We start from the raw sequence: 18171 nt of genomic DNA, 5'->3' as shown, positions 1-18171 counted from the left end.
GATGGAGTCCCTCACCCCAGCCCTCTCCCCGCAAGAGCGGGGCGAGGGAGCAGGAGAGCCCTTATGCCGCGCTCGCCTTGGCGTCCTGGATCGCGCGCCAGACGCGTTCGGGCGTCAGCGGCATGTTGATGTGCTTGATGCCGTACTCCGACAGCGCGTCGACCACGGCGTTGACGATGCAGACGAGGCTGCCGGCGCAGCCGGCCTCGCCGCAGCCCTTGGTGCCGAGCGGGTTGGATTTCGCCGGCGAGGGATGATCGCCGACCAGCATCGACGGCACGTCGCCGGCGCGCGGCAGCGCGTAGTCCATGAACGAGCCGGTGATCGGCTGGCCTGATGCGTCGTAGCTGACTTCCTCCATCAGCGCCTGGCCGATGCCCTGCGCGACGCCGCCGTGCAGCTGGCCCGCGACGATCATCGGATTGACCACGACGCCGAAATCGTTGACCGCCGAGTAGCGCACGATCCGCGTCACGCCGGTGTCGGGATCGATCTCGACCTCGGCGACGTGGCAGCCGTTCGGGAACGTCGACGCCGTCTCCTTGGTGGCGTGATCGACGTCGAGCGTGTCCGGCGTGCCTTCCGGCATCTTGCCGGCGCGCATCCGCTCGGCGAGCTCCATGATGCCGATCGAGCGGTCGGTGCCGGCGATGGTGAAGCGGCCGGCGCCGAATTCGATGTCGGCCTCGGAGGCCTCCAGCATGTGCGCGGCCGCCTTCTTGCCCTTCTCGACGACGAGCGCCGAGGCCTCGACGATCGCTTGCCCCGTTGCGGTGATCGAGCGCGAGCCGCCGGTGCCGTTGCCGAAGCGCACCAGATCGCTGTCACCCTGTTCGAGGGTGATCTTCTCGAAGGGCACCCCGAGCTGGTCGGACAGTACCTGCGCGAACGGCGTGGCGTGGCCCTGGCCGTAATCCAGCGTGCCGGTGGTGAGCTTCACCGAGCCATCGGGCTCGAAGCTGATCTTGCCGAGCTCGCCGCTCGGCGGCGCGGTGACCTCGAGATAGGAGCCGACGGCGATGCCGCGCAGCTTGCCGCTCTTCTTGCTTTCCTTCTTGCGCTTGGCGAAGTTGTCGTAGTCGGAGATCTCCAGCGCCTTCTGGAACACGCCGGCGAAATCGCCGCTGTCGTAGGTGACGCCGGACGCCGCCGGGAACGGCAGCTGCGACGGCTTGATGAAGTTGCGCTTGCGCAGCGTGAAGCGGTTGATGCCCATCTCGTCGGCGGCCGCATCGATCAGCCGCTCCATGTAGTAATTGGCCTCGGGCCGGCCGGCGCCGCGATAGGCGCCCATCAGCGTGGTGTTGGTCAGGACCGTCTTGATGTCGACGCCGAGCAGCGGCGTGCGATAGACGCTGGCGAGGTTCTTGCCGGTGTTGAGCGACAGCGGGCCCGGCGCGACGCCGGTGATGTAGGCGCCGAGATTGCCGTAGCCGGACAGCCGCACCGCGAGGAACTTGCCGTCGGCATCGAGCGCGAGCTCGGCGTGGATCAGCTGCGCACGGCCCTGGCTGTCGGAGAGGAAGCTGGTCGAGCGCTCATCCAGCCACTTCACCGGGCGGCCGAGCTCACGCGCCGCATGCGCGATGCAGGTGTATTCGGGATAGTTGAGATTCTTCATCCCGAACGAGCCGCCGACATTGCCGGTGAGGATGCGGACCTTGTCGGCGGGCACGTTGAGCAGGCGCGCCAGGATCGCCTTGTTGCCGGAGACGCCCTGGGTCGGCACCTGCAGCGTAAAGCGTTCGGTTTTCTTGTCGTAATGCGCGAGGGCGACGCGCGGCTCCATCGAGACCACGGCGACGCGGGTGTTGACGATCTCGAGCTTGGTGACGTGCGCCGCGCCGGCGAACGCCGCCTCGATCTTGGCGGTGTCGCCATAGTGATAGTCGAGCGCGACGTTATCGGGGATGTCGTCGTAGAGCTGCGGCGCGCCGGGCCTGGCGGCTTCAGCTGCGTCGGTCACCGCGGGCAGCGGCTCGATATCGACCTCGACGGCCTCGGCGGCATCGCGCGCCTGCGCCGCGGTCTCCGCCACCACGAAGGCGACGGGATCGCCGACGAAGCGCACCTTGTCGGTCACCAGCGCGGGACGGTTGGTCTGCTTGAGCGGGGAGCCGTCACGGTTCTTCAGCGGCAGGCCGCAGGTGAAGGGGTTGTAGCCGGCGGCCGCAAGGTCGGCGCCGGTCCAGACCCCGAGCACGCCCGGCATCGCCTTGGCGGCCGCCGTCTCGATGCCCTTGATGATTCCATGGGCATGCGAGGAGCGAACCATCCAGCAATAGGCCTGGCCGGGCAGCGAGAAATCGTCGGTGTATTTGCCCTTGCCGCGCACCAGGGTGTCGTCCTCCTTTCGTCGAACAGGCTGTCCGACACCGTATTTTTGCAGTGCGATAGCGTTTTCGAGGGAGGCAGGCGGCGTGTGATCTTGCATCGAAAATGACCTGAAATGCCCGGATTTGCTGGAGTTTGGGGGCGCTGAGGAGATAACGCACACCCCCCTTAACGACAACGCCCGATTGGGCATGGACCCAATGTGAACGGAGTTTGCGTAGGGCTTTGACGCTGCTAAAGTTTCCGTGAACGATAATTATTCGGCGGGCCTAAAGGATCCTACGGATCCCCTGGGGTCCCGTGGAAAGACAGTTTTGATGAACGACCATGTGCGGCTTTGCGACGGCCCTCCGGCCAGCGAAGCCCCGCCAGGGTTGGTTGCGGCAGCGGCGGAAAGTGGCGTCTACGCCGCGCTTGACCTTGGCACCAACAATTGCCGGCTGTTGATCGCCTGTCCCACCGGCGACGGGTTCCGCGTGGTCGATTCATTCTCGCGGATCATCAGGCTCGGCGAGGGCATCGCCGCCACGGGCTCGATCAGCGAGGCCGCGATTGAGCGGGCGATTGCCGCACTGGCCATCTGCAGCGACAAGATTCGCTATCGCAAGGCGCGCCGGCTCCGCCTGATCGCCACCGAGGCCTGCCGCGCCGCCGGCAATGCCGAGAGCTTCCGCGCGCGGGTGGCGGCCGAGACCGGCATCAAGCTCGAGGTGATCGATCGTGAGACCGAGGCGACGCTCGCGGTGATCGGCTGCTCGCCGCTGCTCGATCCGAAGGGGCGGGGCGCCATCCTGTTCGATATCGGCGGCGGCTCGACCGAGCTGGTGCGGATCGAGCGCGACCCCAACGCGCCCGACGTAGCGCCACGCATCAAGGCGTGGATGTCGATCCCGCTCGGCGTCGTCACGCTGGCCGAACATTTCGGCGGCAAGAACGTCACCAGGGATCTGTATGCGCGAATGATCGATGAGGTCGCGCGGCACGTCGCGCCGTTCGCGGCCGAGCACGGCAAGGATCTGCGCGACATGCACATGCTCGGCACCTCAGGCACCGTGACCACGCTCGCCGGCGTGTTCCTCAATCTGTCGCGCTACGACCGCCGCCGCATCGACGGCATCTGGATGAACGATTGCGACGTCACCGCGACGATCCAGAAGCTGCTCGGCATGAGCTATGAGGCGCGCGTCAACAACAACTGCATCAGCGTCGAGCGCGCCGATCTGGTGCTCGCCGGCTGCGCGATCCTCGATGCGATCCGCAACGCGTTCCCGATGCCGCGGCTCCGCGTTGCCGATCGCGGCCTGCGCGAAGGCATGCTGGTCGAGATGATGCGCGAGGACGGCGCGCTGCGGGCGTGCTAAAGCTTCCCTTGCCTCGCCCCGCTTGCGGGGAGAGGCCGGATTGCATGTTAATGCAATCCGGGTGAGGGGAACTCTCCACGAGCGCATCTCTCATCTTCATTGCGGAAACATTCCCTCACCCAAACCCTCTCCCCGCAAGAGCGGGGCGAGGGAGTAGAGAAGCAGTATGGCGAAAGACACCACCGGGCGGCTGCACGTCACGGTCAAGAGCGGCGGCAAGCGCAAGCTTTCGTCAAAACTCTGGCTCGAGCGCCAGCTCAACGATCCCTATGTCGCCAAGGCCAAGGCGATGGGCTACCGCTCCCGCGCAGCTTTCAAGCTGCTCGAGATCGACGACAAATACCGTCTGCTCAAGCCGGGCATGACCGTGGTCGACCTCGGCGCGGCGCCCGGCGGCTGGAGCCAGATTGCGGCCAAGCGGACCGGTGCTGTCGACGGCAAGGGCAAGGTGGTCGCGATCGATCTGCTGGAGATGGGCGAGATTCCCGGCGTCACCTTCGCGCAGCTCGACTTCCTCGACCACGACGCGCCGGAAAAACTGATCGCGATGATGGGCGGCCGCGCTGACATTGTGATGTCCGACATGGCCGCCAACACCACCGGCCATCGCAAGACCGATCAGCTCCGCATCATCGGCCTGGTCGAGACCGCCGCGCATTTCGCCGGCGAAGTGCTCAATCCCGGCGGCACGTTCCTGGCAAAGGTGTTCCAGAGCGGCGCCGACGCCGAGCTGGTGGCGCAGCTGAAGCGCGATTTCGCCACCGTCCGCCACGTCAAGCCGTCCGCCAGCCGGCAGGATTCGTCGGAGCGCTATGTGCTGGCGACGGGATTTCGCGGGCAGCAACAGCCGTCATCGCGCGGGACGTAGCGACGACGCGTTCGCCGAAGCCTCCGCGAAGGCAATCCAGATCCCTCATAGGGCCCGGCCGGAGCGCTGCCCGGTACGCGAGCGCGTCGCGAGCTGACCTGAATCCATTGGAACTCTTCCCGTTACGGCGTATTCTATCTTCCCGGCGCGGTCAGTTCGTTGCGTATTTCGGCCTGGCGCCACGGCAGGTTTGTGCAGCGAGCCGCGCCTCCGTCTTGCGGAGCTCTTCCGTGATGGAACGCAGGTCGAGCATAGGTAATCGCCTTCTGGCGGCCTTGCCGCCCGCCGACCTTGATTTGCTTGCGCCTCATCTCCGCAAGATATCGCTCGAACGCGACGCCGTGCTGGTGCGGTCGGGCGACCTCGTCGAACAGATCTATTTTCCCTGCACGGCATTGATCGCGTTCGTTATGGACATGCCGAACGGACAGGCCGTTGCGACGACAATGATCGGCAATGAGGGCGCCGCCGGCATCCTGTCGACACTCAGGTCGATACGCTCGCCGATGACCGCGGTGGTTCGCGTCGCGGGCACGACGTGGCAGATTTCGCCGGCACGATTTCACGCCGCGCTCGCGCACAGTCACGCACTTGGCAGCGCGGTGCAGCTCCATATGCGGTCGCTGCTGGTTCAGTTCCAGCATATCGCGGCGTGCAATGCGCTCCATTCCGTGGAGGCCCGCCTGGCCCGGTGGTTGTTGCAGGTTCACGATCAGATCGGCGACGACACGCTGCCGCTGACGCAGGAGACGCTGTCGGAATTGCTGGGCGTGCGACGAACGACCGTGACCCACGTCGTGCACAAGCTTCGCGCCTCGGGCGCAATCCGCTCCAACCGGCGGAGCTCGATCGAGGTCGACAGGCCGCGGCTCGAAACCGCGGCCTGTGAATGCTACGAGATCATGCGCGGCAGGATCGACCGCATCATATCTGCGGAAGGGATGAGGTCGTCCGGTCACGGCGCGCCGCCACATGGACCTCGGCGTTCGCACGCCGGACCGTGGACCAATGGCGACAAGGTTCATGCACATACGCGCGGCGCGGGTGCTGAGCGATCACGAAGCCATTGAATAAGGATTGAATAAGGATTGAATAAGGATTACGCAAGCGCGGATGTCAGGACGCCTTGCGCAATTCGTGCTCGGGTTCGTGCACCCACGCGTCCCTGGCGAACCATTCGTGATTGGTCCGACAGCTCGTGCAATAGCTGCGCGAAAAGAACACGGTGCTGCACCGGAACGTCTCACGGTCGGATTTCATGCCGGTATTGATCGCACGTCCCGTCCGCGGGCATTTGATCATGATGACGCCCACCTTGGTCCTCCTCCAATGTCAGGAATTGCTGGTCCCGCGCACCGTCGGCTGGACCGTGCCTCTTCTGACGGAGACGCTTGGTCCAGCCGGCCTGGGAGCGGGGGGGGGGGGGCGGCTCCTCAGGAAGGTGTTTTCAAGGCCTTGGCAAAGCTCTTCTTGATCGGCTCGGAGGTCTCGGTCGCGACTTTCTTCGCGATCTCCCAGAGCTCCCTGTTCTGCGCGGTCGTCGCTTCGAAATTTTTGCGGCCGTGATCGGCCGAAAGCTGGATGACTTCCGACAGCGACCTGGTGCCGGCGAGTTCGGATATGAAAGCGAGGGCCGAACTGGCGTTGGAATGCGAGATCTCGATCACCTTGGCTGCGTAATCCGCAGCGCCCTTGGCGTTGACCGCATATGCCTCCTTGAGCAAGACGGAGATTTCCTCCGAGGCTTCCTTGACCTTCTCGAACTGTTCCCGGGCGCGTGTCGCATTTTGTTCGGCGATGCCCTGAAAGGCCTGGGGCAGCGCGAACAGGGGCACGCTGAAGCCGCCGGCTTTCGGATTGTCGCTCACTTCATTCGTCTGGACGTCACTCACTGGCTCTGATCCTTTCAAGGGAAACAAAATCAAGGAAAATCCGCGCCTCGCGGTGCACGGACGCTGGGGAAGCGCAGCTGGAGTGCTCCCTTCCATTTGGTTTTTTTGCTGATGCCGGGTCACCGCGTGCCCGCTTGAGCAGGACTATGCAGGATCGGAGGTGCAGCTTCCGTTCGCTTTCTGACTCTCGCGGAGATTTTTTTCCGGAACGAAGCGGCCGTCGTATCGTGGCATCGTGGGGAGTTAAGCCACCGATCGCGGCGGTGGCGCAGCCGGCGCAGCTGGACATTCCGACCGCTTGCCTTAGGAGGGTGGGTAGTCGGGTGTCATCCCGATCTGAAGGCGCGCAGCACGACATTTAGGCGCGACTGCTTGGAACCTCGGTGCGTAGCTGGAGTCGACTCTTTTGCTCCCGGCCAATGCCCCCCAAGCCCACCGGGAGAAAACCCCCACGGGTTGGCGGCCTTGGTGCAGCGTCAGTTTCGCGCACTGGGGCCGTTTCTTGCAGGACTGGAAAATCGGGCGACGCAAGCGCATATTTCCCAGATGGCGACCATTGTTCACTGCAATTGCGGCGCCGAGTACAGACGCACCGAAGAGAAGTTCTTGGTGCCGCATACGGGTGATGCGATCTGCACGGTCTGCGGAGCTGCGCTGGAATCGTGGCTGGAAGCGACCCACGTTCCCACATACGAACTAATCGAACGTCCGGATCGAGGATAGCCAGGCGGAATGACCGGCCACCCCTGATGGGCCTGGTCGTGACCTGACGGCGACTCGCGGTGTCCGTGCCTCGGAAACGGCTAGTTCGATCGACTAGCCGAGCCGCTGATCGCGCGCGTTCTGGGTGTCCTCGGTCGCGACCTTGACGGCTTCGGTCGCGGCGCGCTTCTCGGCGCCCTTGCGGCTCGAGATGTCGATCGCCTTGCGGCCGGCGATCTCGTTGCCGGCCTCAGCCGGCATCTGCCAGAAGAACCAGGCCGAGGCCGCCGAGATCAACGAGACCACGATGAAGGCCGGCGCGAACACGTCGGCGGAGAGCTCGGTCTGGTGGTGCAGCGCCAGCGTGGTTTCAACCGAGAACGCGCCGACCGCGACGCCCGCGGACACTGCGAGCTGCTGATTGACGCTGACGAGGGTGGTGGCCCGGCTCATCTGCGGCGCTTCGACCTCGGCATAGGCCACCGTGTTGATCGCGGTGAACTGCAGCGAGCGGAAGAAGCCGCCGACCACCAGGATGGTGAAGATCAGCATCAGCGGCGTCGAGATCGTGAACAGGGCGCAGGCGGCCAGGAAAGCCGAACTGACCACCGCGTTGACGGTCATCATGTTGCGGAAACCGAAGGCGCGGATGATGCGCGCCGCCAGCGTCTTCATGCCCATGGCGCCGACCGCCGAGGCAAAGGTGACGAGACCGGACTGGAACGGCGACAGGCCGAAGCCGACCTGCATCAACAGCGGCAGCAGGAACGGCAGCGCGCCGATGCCGAGCCGGAACATGAAGCCGCCGACGATCGACGCGCGCATGGTCGGCAGCCGCAGCAAGCCGAAATCGAGCACCGGCGAACCGGTCCGCCGTGCGTGGATGACGTAAAGCGTCATCGAGACCGTGCCGACACCGACCAGCGCGGCGACGATCGGCCACGGCAGCAGATTGAGCCCGGCCACCGACAGCCCGAAGGCGATGCCGGCGAGGCCGATCCCGGCCAGCACCAGTCCCACGAGATCGAAGCGCTCGGGATCCTCGCTCTTGATCGGATCGATGTATTTCAGCGCCAGAAAGATGCCGAGCAGCCCGATCGGGATGTTGATCAGGAAGATCCAGTGCCAGGAGAAATAGGTGGTGATGAAGCCGCCGAGCGGCGGCCCGATCACCGGGCCGATCAGCGCCGGGACCGTCACCCAGGCCATCGCGTTGACCAGCGCACTCTTGTCGACCGAGCGCAGCAGCACCAGCCTACCGACCGGGGTCATCATCGCCCCGCCGAGGCCCTGCAGGATGCGGGCGAACACGAAATCGGTCACCGAGGACGACAGTGCGCAGCCGATCGAGCCCAGCATGAACACGCCGACGGCGCCGGCAAACACGATGCGGGCGCCGAAGCGGTCCGCGGTCCAGCCGCTCGCCGGGATGAACACCGCGAGCGACAGCAGGTAGGAGGTGATGGCCAATTTCAGCGTCAGCGGGCTGGTGCCGATATCGGCGGCGATCGCCGGCAGCGAGGTCGCGATCACCGTGGAGTCCATGTTCTCCATGAACAGGGCGGTGGCCACGATGAGCGGGATCAGGCGTTGCTTGTTCATCAAAACAGGACAGCTGTGCTGAAAAGGCGGGCGAGCGGGCCATATCATCCTGCCCTCGGCCACGCTATTGCGGAACCGGCCAAACGCCCTAAATCCTGCGTGACGCTGGTATGCATCCGCCCGTGTCCAAAGGTTCGCCGTGATCTACGTCCTTGCCGCTCTCCTGCCGCCGATCGGACTGCTCCTGAACGGACAGCCGTTTTCGGCCATCTTTAATCTGGTCCTGATCGTGTTTTGCGCGGTTTTCGGGCTGTTTTTCCACGTGTTGCTGCTGGTGCCGTCGGCCCATGCCCTGATCGCGGTCCACATGAAGCGCGAGGACCGGCGCCATCGCGAAATGGTCGAGGCGATCCGCCGCCATGGGCCGCCGCCGGGTTACCGGGCGCCCTGAACCGGCTCCCTAAAAAGGCCTGTGCATGGCTGGCAAACACTTTGATTCGTCATGCCGCCATGCTATCGACCAGCGTCAACCCCACCGATGGGCGCCGATTCGACGGTGACGCAGCGAGCGTCGCCGCAGGCGGCGTTCATCCGTAAGACCATCGCGGCTGGGCCGCAGATAAAGGAGTTGGCAATGGCCACGGGATTTCCGGCTATCCGCGAAGCCTTCACGTTCGACGATGTGCTGCTGAAGCCCGGTTTGTCCGACGTGCTTCCCTCGGAAGTCGATATTCGCTCGCGCGTCACCCGCGCAATCTCGCTCAACATTCCGATCATGGCGTCCGCGATGGACACCGTCACCGAGGCGCGCATGGCGATCGCGATGGCGCAGGCCGGCGGTCTCGGCGTCATCCACCGCAACTTCGATCCGGAAGGGCAGGCCGCGCAGGTGCGGCAGGTCAAGAAGTTTGAGTCCGGCATGGTGGTCAATCCGCTGACCATCGGCCCCGACGCCACGCTGGCCGATGCGCTGACCCTGATGAAGGAGAACGGCATCTCGGGCATTCCGGTCGTCACCGGTGCCGCCAAGAACGTGCCGGGCAAGCTGGTCGGCATCCTGACCAACCGCGACGTGCGTTTCGCCAGCGATCCCCGGCAGAAGGTCTCGGAGCTGATGACGCACGAGAACCTCGTCACGGTGCGCGAGGGCGTCGGCCAGGACGAGGCGAAGCGGATGCTGCACAAGCATCGCATCGAGAAGCTGCTCGTCGTCGACGACCAGTATCGCTGCGTCGGCCTGATCACCGTCAAGGACATCGAGAAGGCGGTCGCCCATCCGCTCGCCTGCAAGGACGAGCACGGCCGCCTGCGCGTCGCCGCCGCCACCACGGTCGGCGAGACCGGCTATGAACGCACCGAGCGGCTGATCGATGCCGGCGTCGACGTCGTCGTGGTCGACACCGCGCACGGCCATTCGCGCCACGTGCTCAATGCCGTCAACCGCATCAAGCGGCTCTCCAACGCGGTGCAGGTGGTGGCCGGCAACGTCGCGACCGAGGGCGGCGCGCAGGCGCTGATCGATGCCGGCGCGGACTGCATCAAGGTCGGCATCGGCCCGGGCTCGATCTGCACCACACGCATCGTCGCCGGCGTCGGCGTGCCGCAGCTTACCGCGATCATGGACGCGGTGGCCGCGGCGAAGAAGGCCGACGTGCCCGTGATCGCCGACGGCGGCATCAAATATTCCGGCGACCTCGCCAAGGCGCTCGCCGCCGGTGCCGACATCGCCATGGTCGGCTCGCTGCTCGCCGGCACCGACGAGACGCCGGGCGAAGTCTTCCTGTGGCAGGGCCGCTCCTACAAGGCCTATCGCGGCATGGGCTCGGTCGGCGCGATGGCGCGCGGCTCGGCCGACCGCTACTTCCAGCAGGACATCAAGGACACGCTGAAGCTCGTCCCCGAAGGCATCGAGGGCCAGGTGCCCTACAAGGGCCCGGTCGGCAATGTGATGCACCAGCTCGCCGGCGGCCTCAGAGCGGCGATGGGCTATGTCGGCGCCAAGGACATCAAGGATTTCCACGACAAGGCCGAATTCGTCCGCATCACCGGCGCCGGCCTGCGCGAGAGCCACGTCCACGACGTGACCATCACGCGCGAAGCCCCGAACTATCCGGGCGGGGTGTAAGCCCCAGCACCGTCATTCCGGGGGGGTCCGAAGGGCCGAACCCGGAGTCCCGGGAGCCCGGGATGCCGTCATCCGCTAGGCGAGCCAGCGCTTGCGTCGCTTGTAGTGCTTCACATCGCGGTATGATTTTCGCTTCTCTCCGGCGACGCCAAGATAGAACTCCTTGACGTCCTCGTTCGCGGCAAGGGCGTGCGCTTCGCCGTCCATCACCACGCGGCCGTTTTCGAGGATGTAGCCGTGGCTTGCATATCTGAGCGCCATATTGGTGTTCTGCTCGGCGAGAAGAAACGACACACCTTCCCTGGCGTTGAGATCCTTCACGATCTCGAAGATCTCTTCGACGATCTGCGGCGCGAGGCCCATCGATGGTTCGTCGAGCAGGATCATCTTCGGGCGTGACATCAGCGCGCGGCCAATCACGCACATCTGCTGTTCGCCGCCCGACGTATAGCCGGCGGTGGAACTGCGTCGCTCTTTGAGGCGGGGGAAATAAGCGTAGACACGTTCAAGGTCCTGCGCGATCGCGAGCTTGCCGTCCGTCCGTGTAAAGGCGCCGGTCAGGATGTTCTCCTCGACCGTCAGATGAGGGAAGGCGCGCCGCCCCTCCATCACCTGGATGCAGCCGCGTCGCACCACCTCGTTTGGCGACAGGGACTTCACCTCGACGCCGTTGAACAGGATCGAGCCCTTGGTGACCTCGCCGCGCTCTGCGTGCAGCAGATTGGAGACCGCCTTCAGCGTCGTCGTCTTGCCGGCGCCGTTGGCGCCGAGAAGCGCAACAATGCCGCCTCGCGGGACCTCCAGCGAGACGCCCTTCAACACGAGAATGACGTGATCGTAGACAACCTCGATATTGTTCACCGATAAAATCAGCGCTGCCGCTTCCGTCGCAGCGGTGACGACCTTGGCGATTGACATGCGCGGACCTCCAAACCGAGCAGGGGCTGCGATCCGGGAGCAGGCAATCCTGCCTCCCGGATCACTCGCACGGGTCAGGTTTCTTTCGCGCAGTCGCGCGGCTTGATCTTCTTCTCCGCGGCATACTTCGCGGACACGTCGGCGACGAGCGGTTCGATGAGCGATTCGTCAGCCGTGTACCAGTCGGAGATCACTTTCCAACCCTTGCCATCCCATTGCTGGACGCGCCCGTAGCGCGCGCCTTCGTGGTCGGAGCAGGAAATGCTGACCGGCTTCAACATTCCCTCAAAGCCGAGCTCCTTGATTCGTGCTTCGGTGAGTATCAGGTTCTCAAGCCCCCAACGGACCTGCTCGCCCGTCAGCGGTTGCTTGCCGAATTTTTCTTGCGCCTTGCGGATCGCCTCTACGCCGAGCATGGCATTCGTGATGCCGCGGTTGTAGAGAACTTCGCCGATCTTGCCAGGTTCTGTCGAACCCTTTCCCTTGGCGTAGACGTACTTCTCTATGTCGGCGTGCGCGGGGAATTTTCCTGCGCCATGCTGAAGCATCAACGATTTGTAGCCGCTGGCCTGATCGCCCGCCGGCGTCACATCCGGCTCCGCGCCTGACCACCAAACACCGATCATCTTGTCGCGCGGATAGGCGACGGCGGCCGCTTCCTTGATTGCCGTGCTGTTCATGACGCCCCAGCCCCAGACCAGGACATAGTCCGGCCGGTGCTGGCGGATCGCCAGCCATTGCGACTTCTGCTCGACGCCGGGATGCGTGACGGGAATCGGCGTGAACTCAAAGCCGTACTTCTGCGCCAGCACTTGCAGCATCGGAATTGGCTCTTTGCCGTAGGGGCTGTCATGGTACAGCAGCGAAATCTTCCTGCCTTTCAGCTTGTCGAAGCCGCCGAGTTCCTTGGCGACGTGCTGGATCGCGATGTCGGCCGCGGACCAATACGTGCCGAGCAATGGAAAATTATATGCGAACACCGCGCCGTTCTTGGAATCGGCACGGCCATACCCCATCGTAATGATCGGGATCTTGTCAGCCGCGGTCTTTTCGGTGAGTGCGAAGGTGATCCCGGTCGACAGCGGATTGATGAAGGCCGCGCCGGTTGGTCCTTTGCTCTTGAGACGCTCGTAGCACTCCACTCCCTTGTCGGTCGCGTAACCCGTCTCGCATTCCTCGATCAGAATCCTGACGCCGTTGATGCCGCCGTCACGTTCATTGATCAGGTTGTAGTAGTCTACCACGCCGTTTGCGTAGGGCGCGCCGTTCACAGCGTACGGTCCGGTCCGGTAAGACAGAATTGGGATGAATTGTTCGTTTTGCGCTGCGGCCGGTGCGCCAAGCGCCGCGCCGGCCAAGGCGGTCGCGAGTATCAGTAACCTGTGTGCAATACTTGCCATATTGATATCCTCCTTGCGGTACTTCCTTCCTCTCCGTTGTCGGCGGCCGTCACCCGATTGCGATCAAGGCACGATCACTGCCTCAATAGGGAAACGGCCAAAGCCTGAGCTTCTCCTTGCCGATCGAGATCAGCCGGGCGAAGCCATGGGGTTCCTTGATGAGCAGATAGCAGATCAAGGATCCGAAGATGATGAACTGGAGGTGAGTGATCGTTTGCGTCGACAGTGGCAGGCCGAGCTTGGTCGGAATCACATTCAGCATGATCGGCACGATGAGGATAAACGCTGCTCCGATGAACGAACCCATGATCGAGCCGAGCCCGCCGATGATGACCATGAACAGAAGCTCAAGCGAGCGGTCGATCGAGAACGCGAGCGGCTCCCATGAACCGAGGTAGACGAACGCCCAGAGCGCACCCGCCACCCCGATGATGAACGAAGAGACCGCGAAAGCCGTCAGTTTTGCATAAAGCGGCCTGATGCCGATCAGCTCGGCGGCAATATCCATGTCGCGGATCGCCATCCACTGCCTGCCGAGATTGCCGCGCACGAGATTTTTCGCCAACACCGCCATCACGGTCACGAAGAGCAGGCACAGCAGGTAGCGCTCGACCGGCGAGCGAACGACCATGCCGAAGAAATCCAGTTCCGGCGCATTCACTGATCCCGACGGGGCGTAGTTGGTGAACCACGGGATCCGCAGGAAGGCCCAATCGAAGAAGAACTGCGCGGCGAGCGTTGCGACCGCCAGGTAGAGACCCTTGATCCGGAGACTGGGAATGCCGAACAGGATTCCGACACCCGCCGCCATGAACCCGCCAAGCAGAATGGATGCCAGCACGGGCAACGGTGGGATCGCGATCGCGAAGCCAAGCCAGGCAAGCGGGATATGAACGCCGGTCGCCAGCTTGTAGGCGGAATAGGCGCCGATGGCCATGAACGCGCCGCTGCCGAGCGAAATCTGGCCGCAATAGCCGACGAGAATGTTCGTCCCGATGGCGGCGAGCGCCAGGATGAGGAAGGGCAGCAGGATGGCCCACAACAGATAGTCGGTGCCGAACGGCCAGATCCGGAAGGTGGCCAACAGCGGCACGCCAATGAAAGCAATCGCGAGCAAGACGGCGAGGGCGATACGATCCTGCCGGATCGGGAAGATCGCCATATCCTCCGCATAGGTCGCCTTGAACTGGCCAGCTTCGCGATAGAGCACAACGACCTCCCTGCCTCAGACACGTTCGATGATGCGTTCGCCGAACAGGCCCTGCGGCCGCAAGAGCAGCACCGCCAACGCCAGCACGTAGGCAAACCAATATTCGATGCCGCCGCCGATGGATGGACCGAGATATACCTCTGCGAGCTTCTCGCCGGCCCCGACAATGAGCCCGCCGACGATGGCCCCGGGAATGGAGGTGAGGCCGCCGATGATCAGGACCGGCAAAGCCTTCAGCGCGAGAAACGTGATGGAGAACTGCACGCCAAGCTTGGTTCCCCACACGGTCGCCGCGACGAGCGCAACGAGGCCGGCAACGAGCCAGACCACGAACCAAATCCAGCTGATTGGAATCCCGATCGAGTGCGCGGCCAAATGGTCGTCGGCCACGGCTCTGAGCGCGCGACCGGTCTTGGTGCGCTGAAAGAAGACCGCGAGGCCGGCGACCAGGACGCCCGCGATCAATGCGCCCCAGACGTCCAGCTTGTTGACCAGAATCCCGCCCGGGAACAGGCCTTCGAACAAGAACCAGGCGTCGGTCGGGAACAGCCGCAACGGGTAGACATCCGATCCGAAGATCATCTCCGCGGCGCCCTCGATAACGAATGTCACGCCGATCGTCGACATGAACAGCGTCAAGCCATCCTGATTGACGAGAGGTCCGATCACGAACCGCTCGATGAGCCAGGCGGTTGCTGCCATGATCACGGCGGCAAAGCCGATAGCGAGGATGACCGCGACCCAAAGCGGAAGGCCGTTGGCGACCAGGAGGTCGAGGGCGCGAACCAGCGCCAATCCCGCGAGCAACACCATTGCTCCCTGCGCATAGTTGAATACGCCGGATGCCTTGAAGATCAGCACGAAGCCGAGCGCGACCAGCGAATAGAGCACGCCGGACATCAATCCGCCGATCAGGACCTCGAGAAACTGACCCAGTGCGATCATGGACGCACCTCAATGCGCGACGCCAAGATATGCGTCGATGACGGCTTGGCTTCTCTTCACTTCATCAGGCGTGCCGTCGGCGATCTTCACGCCGTGATCAAGCACCGCTACGCGATCTGACAGATCCATGACCACGGCCATGTCGTGCTCGATCAGGGCAATGGTCGTGCCGTAATGGTTGTTCACATCAATGATGAACCGCGACATGTCCTCCTTCTCCTCGAGGTTCATGCCTGCCATCGGCTCGTCCAGGAGCAGAAGGTCGGGCTCCATCGCCAGGGCGCGACCGAGTTCGACACGCTTCTGCAAGCCGTATGGCAGACGCCCGACGGGTACCTTGCGGATTGTCTCGATCTCGAGAAAGTCGATGATCTCCTCGACCTTGCGCCGATGCTCGATCTCCTCTGCGAGGGCAGGGCCATAACGCAGCAGCTGCCACAACAGCCCCCGGCGCACCTTCAAGGTGCGGCCTGCCATGATGTTGTCGAGCGCGCTCATGCCCTTGAACAGGGCGACATTCTGAAAGGTGCGCGCGATGCCGCCGCGCGCCGCCTCGAACGGCTGCATTTTGGACCGGGTGCTTCCCTTGAAGGTGATGGCGCCATGGTTGGGGTGATAGAACCCGTTGACGACGTTCAGCATTGAGGTTTTGCCGGCGCCATTGGGGCCGATGATGGCGCGAATTTCGCCTTTCTTGACGTTGAACGAGACGTCCCGCAGCGCCTTGACGCCGCCGAAGGCCAGTGCCACGCCCTCGACCTGCAGCAGGATTTCGTTGGCGTTTGGCGCTCTCATGCTGCTCTTCCGAGCGATTCTGCCGGACCGATGATTTGCATGTCGCGAATCTCGACTCGTGCAGCGATCGTGCCCTTCCGGCCATCCTCAAACGTGACTTCCGTGGAAATGTCGGCGTCATGCGCTCCGTTGTAGAGTGCCGTGACCAACGACGCATAGCGTTCGGCAATGAAGCGGCGGCGCACTTTCTGCGTGCGGGTCAGCTCGCCGTCATCCGCGTCGAGCTCCTTGTGCAGAATGAGGAAGCGGCGAATCTGGGCGCCCGCAAGCACCGGTTCCCCGGCCAGGGAGCGGTTCACCGCGGCAACGTCTTTGGCGACCATGTCGTAGACCAGCGGATGCCCGGCAAGCTCCTGATAGGACCCGTAGGCGACGTTGTTGCGTTCCGCCCAATTCGCGACCGCGACCGGGTCGATGTTGAGCATGGCGCATACGAACTCTCTGGAGTCACCGAAGGTGATCGCTTCCTTGATATTGGGATAGAACTTCAGCTTGTTCTCAAGGTACTTGGGAGCAAACATCGTGCCGTCAGCCAATCGACCGACGTCCTTCGCACGATCGATGATCTTCAGATGCCCGGTTTTCTCGTCGAAAAAGCCCGCATCGCCGGTCCTGACATATCCGTCGGACGTCATCGCTTCCGCGGTCTTTGCCTGATCCTTGAAATATCCGAGGAACATGCCGGGCGAGCGAAACTGCACTTCGCCCGAGTCCGCGATGCGGATGTCGACGTTGGGCGCCGGCGGACCAACCGTATCCGGATAGATCTCGCCATCGGGCTGACACGTTACATAGAGGAACGCCTCGGTCTGGCCGTAGAGCTGTTTCAGGTTCAGTCCGATCGCGCGGTAGAACGCGAACAGATCCGGACCGATAGCTTCGCCTCCAGTGTATGCGACGCGCACCTGAGACAGGCCAAGAACGTTCTTGAGAGGTTCGTAGACCAGCCAGCGTCCGAGCGCATAGAGCAATCGGCCTGACAGCGGCACCGGACGTCCCGTCAAGACTTGCTCGCCATACCGCCGCGCGACGTCCAGAAAGTAGCTGAACAATCGCCGCTTGATCGGCGCCGCGTCCTCCATCCGGACCATCAGCCGCGTCAGCATGGCCTCGTAACCGCGTGGCGGGGCCAGGTAGAAGGTTGGTCCTATCTCATGCCGATCCTGCTCGATTGTGTTGCTGCTCTCGGGGCACGCCATGCAGAATCCGGCCACCAGGCCTTGCGCATAGCTGACGTAATGATCGCCCGCCCAAGCCAGCGGCAGATAGGCCAGCACCACGTCCTTGTCGGTCAACTTGTCGAACCGCGTGGTGTCGGTTGCAGCATCGATGCAGCCTCGCGCCGACAGCATGACGCCCTTGGGCGCGCCGGTCGTTCCCGAGGTGTAGAGGATGATCGCGATGTCCGAACCGTTGCCGGCCCGAATGGATTCATCGATCCGTTCGCCAAGCGCCGGGTCGGCTGCAAGCGCGGCGCGGCCGTCATTGATGATATCGCCGATTGCGATCAGTCGACCGTGGTCGTAGCCGTCGATTCCGCGCGGTTCGTCGTAGATAATCCTGTTGAGTTGCGGCAGTCGGTCGGACACCGACAGGACCTTGTCGACCTGCTCCTGGTCCTGCGCTGCGACCAGCGTCACCTCGGCGTGAGCGAGAACAAAAGCAAGCTCATCAGCCACTGCATCGGAGTAGACTGGAACGGGGATTGCGCGCAGCGTCTGCGCTGCCATCATGGTCCAGTAAAGCTTGGGCCGATTGGAGCCGACGACCGCGATTGTCTCGCCTGGCCGCAAGCCAAGGCGATGCAAGCCGGCGGCGTAGCTACGTATGATCTCGGCAACCTCAGCCCAGGTCCAGCTCTGCCAGATGCCGAGATCCTTATGCCGGAACGCTGGCCGCGTGCCAAATTGTGCCGTGTTTCGCAGCAGCAATTTGGGAAACGTATCATACGATCCGTCGCCGGCCATGTCGGTCTCGATCCAAAAACCGAAGCGTTGGTTCGCTCCTGTTATGGTGATGCCTGCCCCATTTTTGGGTAACAGACATGCGAGTGCCGCATGGTCCGAGATTACAGCGAAT

15 protein-coding genes are annotated in these 18171 nt (G+C 63.5%); 6 read left to right on the top strand and 9 right to left on the bottom strand.

The window, feature by feature from the left end:
• Positions 1-61: 61 nt before the first annotated feature.
• Positions 62-2434 carry a xanthine dehydrogenase family protein molybdopterin-binding subunit gene (locus J2R76_RS10475; RefSeq protein ID WP_076826598.1) on the bottom strand — a complete coding sequence of 791 codons (2373 nt, stop codon included), beginning with the start codon at positions 2432-2434 and terminating at the stop codon, positions 62-64.
• Positions 2435-2651: 217 nt separating this feature from the next.
• On the opposite strand from J2R76_RS10475, the gene J2R76_RS10470 reads away from it, so the two are divergent.
• The 3 genes from J2R76_RS10470 to J2R76_RS10460 all read left to right on the top strand — a co-directional run bounded on the left by J2R76_RS10470 (position 2652) and on the right by J2R76_RS10460 (position 5633).
• The gene (locus tag J2R76_RS10470; RefSeq protein ID WP_083714947.1) at positions 2652-3695 is read left to right on the top strand and encodes a Ppx/GppA phosphatase family protein; all 1044 of its coding nucleotides are present in this window, start codon (positions 2652-2654) and stop codon (positions 3693-3695) included.
• A gap of 166 nt (positions 3696-3861) precedes the next feature.
• Complete coding sequence (locus tag J2R76_RS10465) at positions 3862-4563, top strand: RlmE family RNA methyltransferase (RefSeq protein ID WP_076826602.1); 702 nt, start codon at positions 3862-3864, stop codon at positions 4561-4563.
• A gap of 233 nt (positions 4564-4796) precedes the next feature.
• Complete coding sequence (locus J2R76_RS10460) at positions 4797-5633, top strand: Crp/Fnr family transcriptional regulator (RefSeq protein WP_083714948.1); 837 nt, start codon at positions 4797-4799, stop codon at positions 5631-5633.
• A gap of 363 nt (positions 5634-5996) precedes the next feature.
• Here the strand turns inward: J2R76_RS10460 and J2R76_RS10450 are convergent, their stop codons facing one another.
• Positions 5997-6488 (bottom strand): phasin, encoded by a 492-nt coding sequence (locus J2R76_RS10450; RefSeq protein ID WP_253623945.1) that lies wholly within the window; start codon positions 6486-6488, stop codon positions 5997-5999.
• 423 nt (positions 6489-6911) lie between these two features.
• Between J2R76_RS10450 and J2R76_RS10445 the strand changes: the two genes are divergently transcribed.
• Complete coding sequence (locus J2R76_RS10445; protein WP_253623944.1) at positions 6912-7178, top strand: hypothetical protein; 267 nt, start codon at positions 6912-6914, stop codon at positions 7176-7178.
• A gap of 93 nt (positions 7179-7271) precedes the next feature.
• On the opposite strand, the gene J2R76_RS10440 is transcribed toward J2R76_RS10445, so the two are convergent.
• Positions 7272-8759: a DHA2 family efflux MFS transporter permease subunit gene (locus J2R76_RS10440; RefSeq protein WP_028344675.1), complete on the bottom strand. Its 1488-nt coding sequence runs from the start codon at positions 8757-8759 to the stop codon at positions 7272-7274.
• 139 nt (positions 8760-8898) lie between these two features.
• Between J2R76_RS10440 and J2R76_RS10435 the strand changes: the two genes are divergently transcribed.
• Together J2R76_RS10435 and guaB are read left to right on the top strand one after the other, a co-directional pair.
• Positions 8899-9150, top strand: a complete 252-nt coding sequence (locus J2R76_RS10435; protein ID WP_076826608.1) for a hypothetical protein — start codon at positions 8899-8901, stop codon at positions 9148-9150.
• 183 nt (positions 9151-9333) lie between these two features.
• On the top strand, positions 9334-10824 hold the full coding sequence (gene guaB / locus J2R76_RS10430) for an IMP dehydrogenase (protein ID WP_028344677.1): 1491 nt from the start codon (positions 9334-9336) through the stop codon (positions 10822-10824).
• Positions 10825-10899: 75 nt separating this feature from the next.
• Here guaB and J2R76_RS10425 read toward each other — a convergent pair whose 3' ends face one another.
• The 6 genes from J2R76_RS10425 to J2R76_RS10400 form a co-directional block, all read right to left on the bottom strand.
• A complete protein-coding gene (locus J2R76_RS10425; protein WP_057019776.1) occupies positions 10900-11742 on the bottom strand; it encodes an ABC transporter ATP-binding protein in 843 nt (280 codons plus the stop codon).
• A 74-nt stretch (positions 11743-11816) separates the two neighbouring features.
• Positions 11817-13142, bottom strand: coding sequence for an ABC transporter substrate-binding protein (locus J2R76_RS10420; protein ID WP_076826610.1), 1326 nt, complete (start codon positions 13140-13142; stop codon positions 11817-11819).
• Positions 13143-13224: 82 nt separating this feature from the next.
• Positions 13225-14352, bottom strand: coding sequence for a branched-chain amino acid ABC transporter permease (locus J2R76_RS10415; RefSeq protein WP_076826611.1), 1128 nt, complete (start codon positions 14350-14352; stop codon positions 13225-13227).
• Positions 14353-14367: 15 nt separating this feature from the next.
• Complete coding sequence (locus J2R76_RS10410) at positions 14368-15297, bottom strand: branched-chain amino acid ABC transporter permease (RefSeq protein WP_080667122.1); 930 nt, start codon at positions 15295-15297, stop codon at positions 14368-14370.
• 9 nt (positions 15298-15306) lie between these two features.
• Entirely contained in the window at positions 15307-16092 is a 786-nt protein-coding gene (locus J2R76_RS10405) for an ABC transporter ATP-binding protein (protein WP_050386723.1), read from the bottom strand.
• A complete protein-coding gene (locus J2R76_RS10400; protein ID WP_076826613.1) occupies positions 16089-18059 on the bottom strand; it encodes an AMP-binding protein in 1971 nt (656 codons plus the stop codon). The genes J2R76_RS10405 and J2R76_RS10400 overlap by 4 nt, the downstream gene beginning before the upstream one ends.
• Positions 18060-18171: the final 112 nt, after the last annotated feature.

The sequence above is a fragment of the Bradyrhizobium sp. USDA 4532 genome, from assembly GCF_024171315.1.
Classification (GTDB): domain Bacteria; phylum Pseudomonadota; class Alphaproteobacteria; order Rhizobiales; family Xanthobacteraceae; genus Bradyrhizobium; species Bradyrhizobium australafricanum.
This window is presented reverse-complemented; position numbering and strand designations above follow the sequence as displayed.

Excerpts from the sequence above, each read along its gene's own strand:
- J2R76_RS10475 (WP_076826598.1), bottom strand. The coding sequence starts at position 2,434 with ATGCAAGATCACACGCCGCCTGCCTCCCTCGAAAACGCTATCGCACTG.
- J2R76_RS10470 (WP_083714947.1), top strand. The coding sequence starts at position 2,652 with ATGAACGACCATGTGCGGCTTTGCGACGGCCCTCCGGCCAGCGAAGCC.
- J2R76_RS10465 (WP_076826602.1), top strand. The coding sequence starts at position 3,862 with ATGGCGAAAGACACCACCGGGCGGCTGCACGTCACGGTCAAGAGCGGC.
- J2R76_RS10460 (WP_083714948.1), top strand. The coding sequence starts at position 4,797 with ATGGAACGCAGGTCGAGCATAGGTAATCGCCTTCTGGCGGCCTTGCCG.
- J2R76_RS10440 (WP_028344675.1), bottom strand. The coding sequence starts at position 8,759 with ATGAACAAGCAACGCCTGATCCCGCTCATCGTGGCCACCGCCCTGTTC.
- guaB (WP_028344677.1), top strand. The coding sequence starts at position 9,334 with ATGGCCACGGGATTTCCGGCTATCCGCGAAGCCTTCACGTTCGACGAT.
- J2R76_RS10425 (WP_057019776.1), bottom strand. The coding sequence starts at position 11,742 with ATGTCAATCGCCAAGGTCGTCACCGCTGCGACGGAAGCGGCAGCGCTG.
- J2R76_RS10420 (WP_076826610.1), bottom strand. The coding sequence starts at position 13,142 with ATGGCAAGTATTGCACACAGGTTACTGATACTCGCGACCGCCTTGGCC.
- J2R76_RS10410 (WP_080667122.1), bottom strand. The coding sequence starts at position 15,297 with ATGATCGCACTGGGTCAGTTTCTCGAGGTCCTGATCGGCGGATTGATG.
- J2R76_RS10405 (WP_050386723.1), bottom strand. The coding sequence starts at position 16,092 with ATGAGAGCGCCAAACGCCAACGAAATCCTGCTGCAGGTCGAGGGCGTG.
- J2R76_RS10400 (WP_076826613.1), bottom strand. The coding sequence starts at position 18,059 with ATGGCCGGCGACGGATCGTATGATACGTTTCCCAAATTGCTGCTGCGA.